The organism is Agrobacterium rubi TR3 = NBRC 13261, assembly GCF_000739935.1.
GTDB lineage: Bacteria > Pseudomonadota > Alphaproteobacteria > Rhizobiales > Rhizobiaceae > Agrobacterium > Agrobacterium rubi.
The window spans coordinates 141,735-147,734 of the sequence record NZ_BBJU01000015.1 but is presented as its reverse complement, the minus strand read 5'-3'; the positions used below and the strand labels follow the sequence as shown (position 1 = coordinate 147,734).

Sequence of the window (6,000 nt, the reverse complement as noted above, 5' to 3'; positions counted from 1 at the left end):
TGATGTGACCGGTATCGTTTCGCTTCCAGAAGGCACGGAAATGGTTATGCCAGGCGACAACGTCACTGTTGAAGTCGAACTGATCGTCCCGATCGCGATGGAAGAAAAGCTGCGCTTCGCGATCCGCGAAGGCGGCCGTACCGTCGGCGCCGGCATCGTCGCTTCGATCGTAGAGTAATACGCGCTGACGGTGCCAAGGCATCGTCGCGAATAGGGCAGGTGTCTACTTGCCGTGTGAGAGTGGTCGATGGCGGTGTGAAAAACACCGCCATCGGACGTTTTATAAAAAGCGTTGTGGCGTTGCATTTTTAAGGCTTGAAAAATTCGGTGAAAGCGCGTAAACGCGCACCCACACTCACCAGTTGGATTCGCATTCAGTTGCGAGGCCCGGTGATTTCAACATTACAGACTACCGAAATGATTGGGACGCTGCTTTGCGTTCCTCTTGATTTTTGAAAATCTGCGGCGCCACGATTAACAGGTTCATGTATTTCCGCGTGCGGAAATGCAAAGACAAAGAACAAGGACAAGACGAATGAACGGCCAGAATATCCGTATCCGCCTCAAGGCGTTTGATCACCGGATCCTCGATGCCTCTACCCGTGAAATCGTGTCGACCGCCAAGCGCACCGGCGCCAGCGTTCGCGGCCCGGTTCCACTGCCGACCCGCATCGAAAAGTTTACCGTCAACCGCTCTCCTCACGTTGATAAGAAGAGCCGTGAGCAGTTCGAAATGCGGACGCACAAGCGTCTTCTCGATATCGTAGACCCAACCCCACAGACCGTCGATGCTTTGATGAAGCTCGACCTGGCTGCTGGCGTTGACGTCGAAATCAAGCTCTAAGACCTCGGCCTGACCTTGCGAAAGCGAGGGCCGATATAACAAGGAAGGTACGTGGAGCAATCCAACGACTTCCAATCCGGAGACCGGAAACGTCGTGAGATGTCGAAGGGAACTCCTTAACAAAGGCCACAGAGGGTTCTCCCTTCAAGGCTCGCAAGAGGATTGAACCAATGCGTTCAGGTGTGATTGCACAGAAAGTGGGTATGACCCGGGTCTATAACGACGCCGGTGAGCATATCCCAGTAACGGTACTGCGTTTGGACAACGTACAGGTTGTTTCCCAGCGCACAGAAGACAAGAATGGCTACACCGCAGTTCAGCTCGGTGCAGGCCAGTCCAAGGTCAAGAATACGACAAAGGCACTCCGCGGTCATTTCGCCGCCGCCAGCGTCGAGCCGAAAGCAAAGCTCGTTGAGTTCCGGGTGTCCCCCGAAAACCTCATCGACGTCGGTGCAACACTGACCGCAGATCATTTCCAGGCAGGCCAGCTGGTAGACGTTACCGGCACCACGATCGGTAAGGGCTTTGCGGGTTCCATGAAGCGTCACAACTTCGGTGGTGGTCGCGCTTCTCACGGTAACTCCGTCTCGCACCGTGCCCATGGTTCGACTGGTTCGAACCAGGATCCGGGCAAGGTCTGGAAGGGCAAGCGCATGGCTGGTCACATGGGCAGCACGCGCGTCACCACCCAGAACCTGGAAGTGGTTTCGACCGATGAGGGTCGCGGTTTGATCCTCGTGAAGGGCGCCGTTCCCGGTTCCAAGGGTTCCTGGATCATCGTCCGCGACGCCGTTAAGTCGGCAGCGAAGTAAGGGAGCCTCATCATGGAATTGAACGTCAAAACCCTCGAGGGAAAAGACGCCGGCACGGTATCCCTGTCGGACGAAATTTTCGGCCTCGACCCACGCCAGGATATCCTGGCCCGCATGGTTCGTTACCAGCTTGCCAAGAAGCAGCAGGGAACGCACAAGACCAAGAACCGTTCGGAAGTTTCCCGTACGGGTGCAAAGATGTACAAGCAGAAGGGTACGGGCCGCGCTCGTCACCATTCTGCTCGCGCACCGCAGTTCCGCGGCGGCGGCAAGGCCCACGGCCCAGTCGTTCGTAGCCACGCTCATGATCTTCCAAAGAAGGTTCGTGCGCTTGCTCTGCGTCACGCTTTGTCTGCAAAGCTGAAGTCCGAAGAACTGATCATCGTCGATCAGCTCGTTGCGACCGATGCAAAGACAAAGGGCCTGCTTGGCCACTTCGCAACGCTTGGCCTGACCAACGCTCTCGTAATCGGCGGCGCAGAACTTGATGGCAACTTCAAGCTCGCAGCTCAGAACATTCCTAACGTGGACGTTCTGCCGATTCAGGGCATCAATGTTTACGACATCCTGCGCCGCGGCAAGCTCGTGCTGTCCAAGGCTGCGGTTGAAGCCCTCGAGGAGCGGTTCAAATGACGGATCTTCGCCACTACGATGTGATCGTATCTCCTTCGATCACGGAAAAGTCGACGCTGGTCTCTGAACAGAACCAGGTCGTATTCAACGTCGCCAAAGATGCTTCGAAGCCTGAAATCAAGGCTGCAGTCGAAGCACTCTTCGGCGTCAAGGTCACGGCAGTGAACACGCTTATCCGCAAGGGTAAGACTCGTCGTTTCCGTGGATTCGCTGGTAAGCGTAAGGATGTCAAAAAGGCCATCATTACGCTGGCCGAAGGTCAATCCATAGACGTGTCCACCGGACTCTAAAAGGTTAGGCCCAAGCGGGCAAAGACCCAAAAGGGAACAAATACAATGGCATTGAAAAGTTTCAATCCGACCACGCCAAGCCAGCGTCAGCTGGTTATCGTGGACCGTTCTTCGCTCTACAAGGGCAAGCCGGTAAAGGCTCTTACAGAGGGCCTCAGCTCGAAGGGTGGCCGTAACAATCAGGGCCGGATCACCGTTCGTTTTCAGGGCGGCGGTCACAAGCGGACCTACCGTCTGGTAGACTTCAAGCGTCGTAAATTCGACGTTGAAGGTACGGTCGAGCGTCTGGAATATGACCCTAACCGCACCGCATTCATCGCGCTCGTGACATACACGGACGGCCAACAGGCTTACATTCTCGCGCCACAGCGTATTGCTGCCGGTGACAAGGTGATCGCCTCCGAAAAGCAGGTGGACGTGAAGCCAGGCAACACAATGCCTCTTCAGTACATCCCAGTCGGATCGATCATCCACAACGTCGAGATGAAGCCAGGCAAGGGTGGTCAGATTGCCCGCTCCGCCGGTACGTATGTTCAGCTCGTTGGTCGCGATGCAGGGATGGCGATCCTTCGCTTGAACTCCGGTGAGCAGCGTCTGGTGCATGGCTCTTGCCTCGCATCGATCGGCGCTGTCTCGAATGCCGATCATGGCAACATCAACGACGGCAAAGCTGGTCGTTCACGCTGGCGCGGCAAGAAGCCTCACGTTCGCGGTGTCGTGATGAACCCTGTCGATCACCCTCATGGTGGTGGTGAAGGTCGTACGTCTGGTGGTCGCCATCCGGTGACACCGTGGGGTAAACCCACAAAGGGCAAGCGGACTCGCTCCAACAAGTCGACCGACAAGTTCATCATGCGTTCGCGCCATCAGCGCAAGAAGTAAGAGAGGAACTCTCAAATGGCTCGTTCAGTATGGAAAGGTCCGTTTGTTGACGGCTATCTTCTCACTAAGGCTGAGAAGGTACGTGAAGGCGGACGCAATGAAGTGATCAAGATCTGGAGCCGTCGCTCCACGATCCTGCCGCAGTTCGTTGGTCTGACATTCGGCGTCTACAACGGCAGCAAGCATGTGCCCGTCTCGGTCAACGAAGACATGGTCGGACACAAGTTCGGTGAATTCTCTCCGACCCGGACCTATTACGGTCATGGTGCGGACAAGAAGGCAAAGAGGAAGTAATCATGGCGAAGGCTAAGACCGAACGCCGGCTGAAGGACAATGAGGCTCAGGCCATTGCCCGTACGCTTCGCGTCAGCCCCCAGAAACTGAACCTGGTTGCCGCTCTTATCCGTGGCAAGAAGGTTGATCGCGCTCTCGCCGAGCTCGAATTCTCCCGCAAGCGCATTGCTTCGACTGTCAAGAAGACGCTCGAATCGGCAATCGCAAACGCGGAAAACAACCATGATCTCGACGTCGACGCTCTCGTCGTCGCCGAGGCCTATGTCGGCAAGTCCATCACCATGAAGCGTTTCCATGCTCGTGGCCGTGGCCGTGCTTCGCGTATCGAGAAGCCTTTCGCACACTTGACGATCGTTGTTCGTGAAGTGGAAGAAAAAGGGGAGGCCGCATAATGGGTCAGAAAATCAATCCAATCGGCTTCCGCCTCGGTATCAACCGCACTTGGGATAGCCGCTGGTATGCAGACACTGCCGAATACGGCAAGCTTCTGCACGAAGACCTGAAGATCCGTGCTTACCTGACCAAGGAATTGAAGCAGGCTGGCATCGCTAAGGTCGTCATCGAACGTCCGCACAAGAAGTGCCGCGTGACCATTCACTCGGCTCGTCCGGGTCTGATCATCGGCAAGAAGGGTGCAGACATCGAGAAGCTTCGCAAGAAGATTTCTGAGATGACGGCGTCTGAAACGCACCTCAACATTGTTGAAGTGCGCAAGCCGGAAATCGACGCAACGCTCGTTGCTCAGTCGATTGCTCAGCAGCTCGAACGCCGCGTGGCTTTCCGCCGTGCGATGAAGCGTGCTGTTCAGTCCGCACTGCGTCTGGGTGCCGAAGGCATCAAGATCACTTGCGGTGGTCGTCTTGGCGGCGCTGAAATCGCTCGTACCGAATGGTACCGCGAAGGCCGCGTTCCATTGCACACGCTGCGTGCAGACATCGATTACGGTGTAGCGGAAGCTACAACGGCATTCGGCATCTGCGGCATCAAGGTCTGGATCTTCAAGGGCGAAATCCTTGAGCACGATCCGATGGCTTCTGAACGTCGTGGTCTAGAAGGCGATGCACAGGGCCCTGCAAGCCGTGAGCAGCGCGGTGATCGTGGCGACCGTCGCCGCGAAAACGCTTGATTGACGCTGGCGAAAGATAAGCTCGGAGAAGTTAGAAAATGTTGCAGCCAAAGCGTACTAAGTACCGTAAGCAGTTTAAGGGTCGCATTAAAGGTGTGGCCAAGGGCGGCTTTGACCTGGCATTCGGTGAATTCGGCTTGAAGTCGCAGGAACCGAACCGCGTGAACGCGCGCGAGATCGAGGCGGCCCGCCGCGCGATCACGCGTTACATGAAGCGCGCTGGTCGTGTGTGGATCCGCGTATTCCCAGACACTCCGGTTACGGCGAAGCCGACCGAAGTTCGTATGGGTAAGGGCAAGGGTTCTGTTGAATACTGGGCTTGCAAGGTCAAGCCTGGTCGTATGATGTTCGAGATCGACGGTGTTTCCGAGGAGATCGCCCGTGAGGCGCTTCGTCTCGGCGCTGCCAAGCTCTCGGTTAAGACGCGCTTCGTTCAGCGCATCGCAGAGTAAGGAGCAGGCACCATGAAAGCCGAAGACGTTCGCGGCCTCAGCGCCGATCAGCTCAAGGACAAGCTTGCCGACCTGAAGAAAGAGCAGTTCAACCTGCGCTTTCAGAAGGCAACCGGCCAGCTGGAAAAGTCCTCGCGCATCGACGAAGTCCGCAAGGACATCGCCCGCGTGAAAACCATTGCCCGCCAGAAGGCGGCAGAAGCCAAGGCCTAAAGGAAGAATAATATGCCTAAACGCATTCTGCAGGGCGTCGTTGTGTCCGACAAGAACGAGAAGACTGTCGTAGTTCGTGTTGAGCGTCGATTCGCTCACCCGCTGCTTCAGAAGACCGTTCGTCGCTCGAAAAAATACAAGGCGCACGACGAAAACAATCAATTCAAGATCGGCGATGTCGTTTCCATCGAGGAATGTGCACCGATCTCCAAGGATAAGCGCTGGACGGTTGTTTCCGCCCAGGCATAATTTCAACTGATTTTCGCGCAGGTCTTGCTATATGCGCGAAAGTCTGTATGAAACAGCGCAAGAACGCTCGTTCACGGGCGTTCTTTTGCTTTGATGCGCACGGAAGGTCCGTTAGGAAACCACCCTGTCACGATAATTCCGCGCGAAAACAGAGACATTCATAAGCTGGAACAGGGGGCTGTTTGATAAACTTGCCCAACCGGTC

12 protein-coding genes are annotated in these 6,000 nt (G+C 55.9%); all 12 read left to right on the top strand.

Annotation, left to right across the window (positions count from 1 at the left end):
• The coding region (locus RRU01S_RS25345; protein WP_081880071.1) for an EF-Tu C-terminal domain-related protein at positions 1-178 on the top strand (178 nt) is incomplete at its 5' end.
• Between the two features lie 357 nt (positions 179-535).
• Entirely contained in the window at positions 536-844 is a 309-nt protein-coding gene (gene rpsJ, locus RRU01S_RS13425; protein ID WP_003507767.1) for a 30S ribosomal protein S10, read from the top strand.
• A 170-nt stretch (positions 845-1,014) separates the two neighbouring features.
• Positions 1,015-1,656 (top strand): 50S ribosomal protein L3, encoded by a 642-nt coding sequence (gene rplC / locus RRU01S_RS13420; RefSeq protein ID WP_045230777.1) that lies wholly within the window; start codon positions 1,015-1,017, stop codon positions 1,654-1,656.
• A 12-nt stretch (positions 1,657-1,668) separates the two neighbouring features.
• The gene (gene rplD / locus RRU01S_RS13415; protein WP_045230776.1) at positions 1,669-2,289 is read left to right on the top strand and encodes a 50S ribosomal protein L4; all 621 of its coding nucleotides are present in this window, start codon (positions 1,669-1,671) and stop codon (positions 2,287-2,289) included.
• A complete protein-coding gene (locus RRU01S_RS13410; protein WP_042618531.1) occupies positions 2,286-2,579 on the top strand; it encodes a 50S ribosomal protein L23 in 294 nt (97 codons plus the stop codon). The genes rplD and RRU01S_RS13410 overlap by 4 nt, the downstream gene beginning before the upstream one ends.
• Positions 2,580-2,624: 45 nt before the next feature.
• Positions 2,625-3,461: a 50S ribosomal protein L2 gene (gene rplB, locus RRU01S_RS13405; RefSeq protein ID WP_045230775.1), complete on the top strand. Its 837-nt coding sequence runs from the start codon at positions 2,625-2,627 to the stop codon at positions 3,459-3,461.
• 15 nt (positions 3,462-3,476) lie between these two features.
• Complete coding sequence (rpsS, locus tag RRU01S_RS13400; RefSeq protein ID WP_045230774.1) at positions 3,477-3,755, top strand: 30S ribosomal protein S19; 279 nt, start codon at positions 3,477-3,479, stop codon at positions 3,753-3,755.
• Between the two features lie 2 nt (positions 3,756-3,757).
• Positions 3,758-4,147, top strand: coding sequence for a 50S ribosomal protein L22 (rplV, locus tag RRU01S_RS13395; protein ID WP_045230773.1), 390 nt, complete (start codon positions 3,758-3,760; stop codon positions 4,145-4,147).
• Positions 4,147-4,881 carry a 30S ribosomal protein S3 gene (gene rpsC, locus RRU01S_RS13390; protein ID WP_045230772.1) on the top strand — a complete coding sequence of 245 codons (735 nt, stop codon included), beginning with the start codon at positions 4,147-4,149 and terminating at the stop codon, positions 4,879-4,881. The genes rplV and rpsC overlap by 1 nt, the downstream gene beginning before the upstream one ends.
• 38 nt (positions 4,882-4,919) lie before the next feature.
• Entirely contained in the window at positions 4,920-5,333 is a 414-nt protein-coding gene (gene rplP, locus RRU01S_RS13385) for a 50S ribosomal protein L16 (protein ID WP_042618528.1), read from the top strand.
• Between the two features lie 12 nt (positions 5,334-5,345).
• Complete coding sequence (gene rpmC, locus RRU01S_RS13380; protein ID WP_042618527.1) at positions 5,346-5,546, top strand: 50S ribosomal protein L29; 201 nt, start codon at positions 5,346-5,348, stop codon at positions 5,544-5,546.
• Positions 5,547-5,558: 12 nt separating this feature from the next.
• Positions 5,559-5,795 carry a 30S ribosomal protein S17 gene (rpsQ, locus tag RRU01S_RS13375; RefSeq protein ID WP_045230771.1) on the top strand — a complete coding sequence of 79 codons (237 nt, stop codon included), beginning with the start codon at positions 5,559-5,561 and terminating at the stop codon, positions 5,793-5,795.
• Positions 5,796-6,000 lie beyond the last annotated feature (205 nt).

What these genes read in the sequence shown, in the direction of transcription:
- rplD (WP_045230776.1), top strand. Translation starts at nt 1,669, where the DNA reads ATGGAATTGAACGTCAAAACCCTCGAGGGAAAAGACGCCGGCACGGTA.
- rpsJ (WP_003507767.1), top strand. Translation starts at nt 536, where the DNA reads ATGAACGGCCAGAATATCCGTATCCGCCTCAAGGCGTTTGATCACCGG.
- rplV (WP_045230773.1), top strand. Translation starts at nt 3,758, where the DNA reads ATGGCGAAGGCTAAGACCGAACGCCGGCTGAAGGACAATGAGGCTCAG.
- rplP (WP_042618528.1), top strand. Translation starts at nt 4,920, where the DNA reads ATGTTGCAGCCAAAGCGTACTAAGTACCGTAAGCAGTTTAAGGGTCGC.
- rplC (WP_045230777.1), top strand. Translation starts at nt 1,015, where the DNA reads ATGCGTTCAGGTGTGATTGCACAGAAAGTGGGTATGACCCGGGTCTAT.
- rpsC (WP_045230772.1), top strand. Translation starts at nt 4,147, where the DNA reads ATGGGTCAGAAAATCAATCCAATCGGCTTCCGCCTCGGTATCAACCGC.
- rplB (WP_045230775.1), top strand. Translation starts at nt 2,625, where the DNA reads ATGGCATTGAAAAGTTTCAATCCGACCACGCCAAGCCAGCGTCAGCTG.
- rpsQ (WP_045230771.1), top strand. Translation starts at nt 5,559, where the DNA reads ATGCCTAAACGCATTCTGCAGGGCGTCGTTGTGTCCGACAAGAACGAG.
- rpsS (WP_045230774.1), top strand. Translation starts at nt 3,477, where the DNA reads ATGGCTCGTTCAGTATGGAAAGGTCCGTTTGTTGACGGCTATCTTCTC.
- RRU01S_RS13410 (WP_042618531.1), top strand. Translation starts at nt 2,286, where the DNA reads ATGACGGATCTTCGCCACTACGATGTGATCGTATCTCCTTCGATCACG.
- rpmC (WP_042618527.1), top strand. Translation starts at nt 5,346, where the DNA reads ATGAAAGCCGAAGACGTTCGCGGCCTCAGCGCCGATCAGCTCAAGGAC.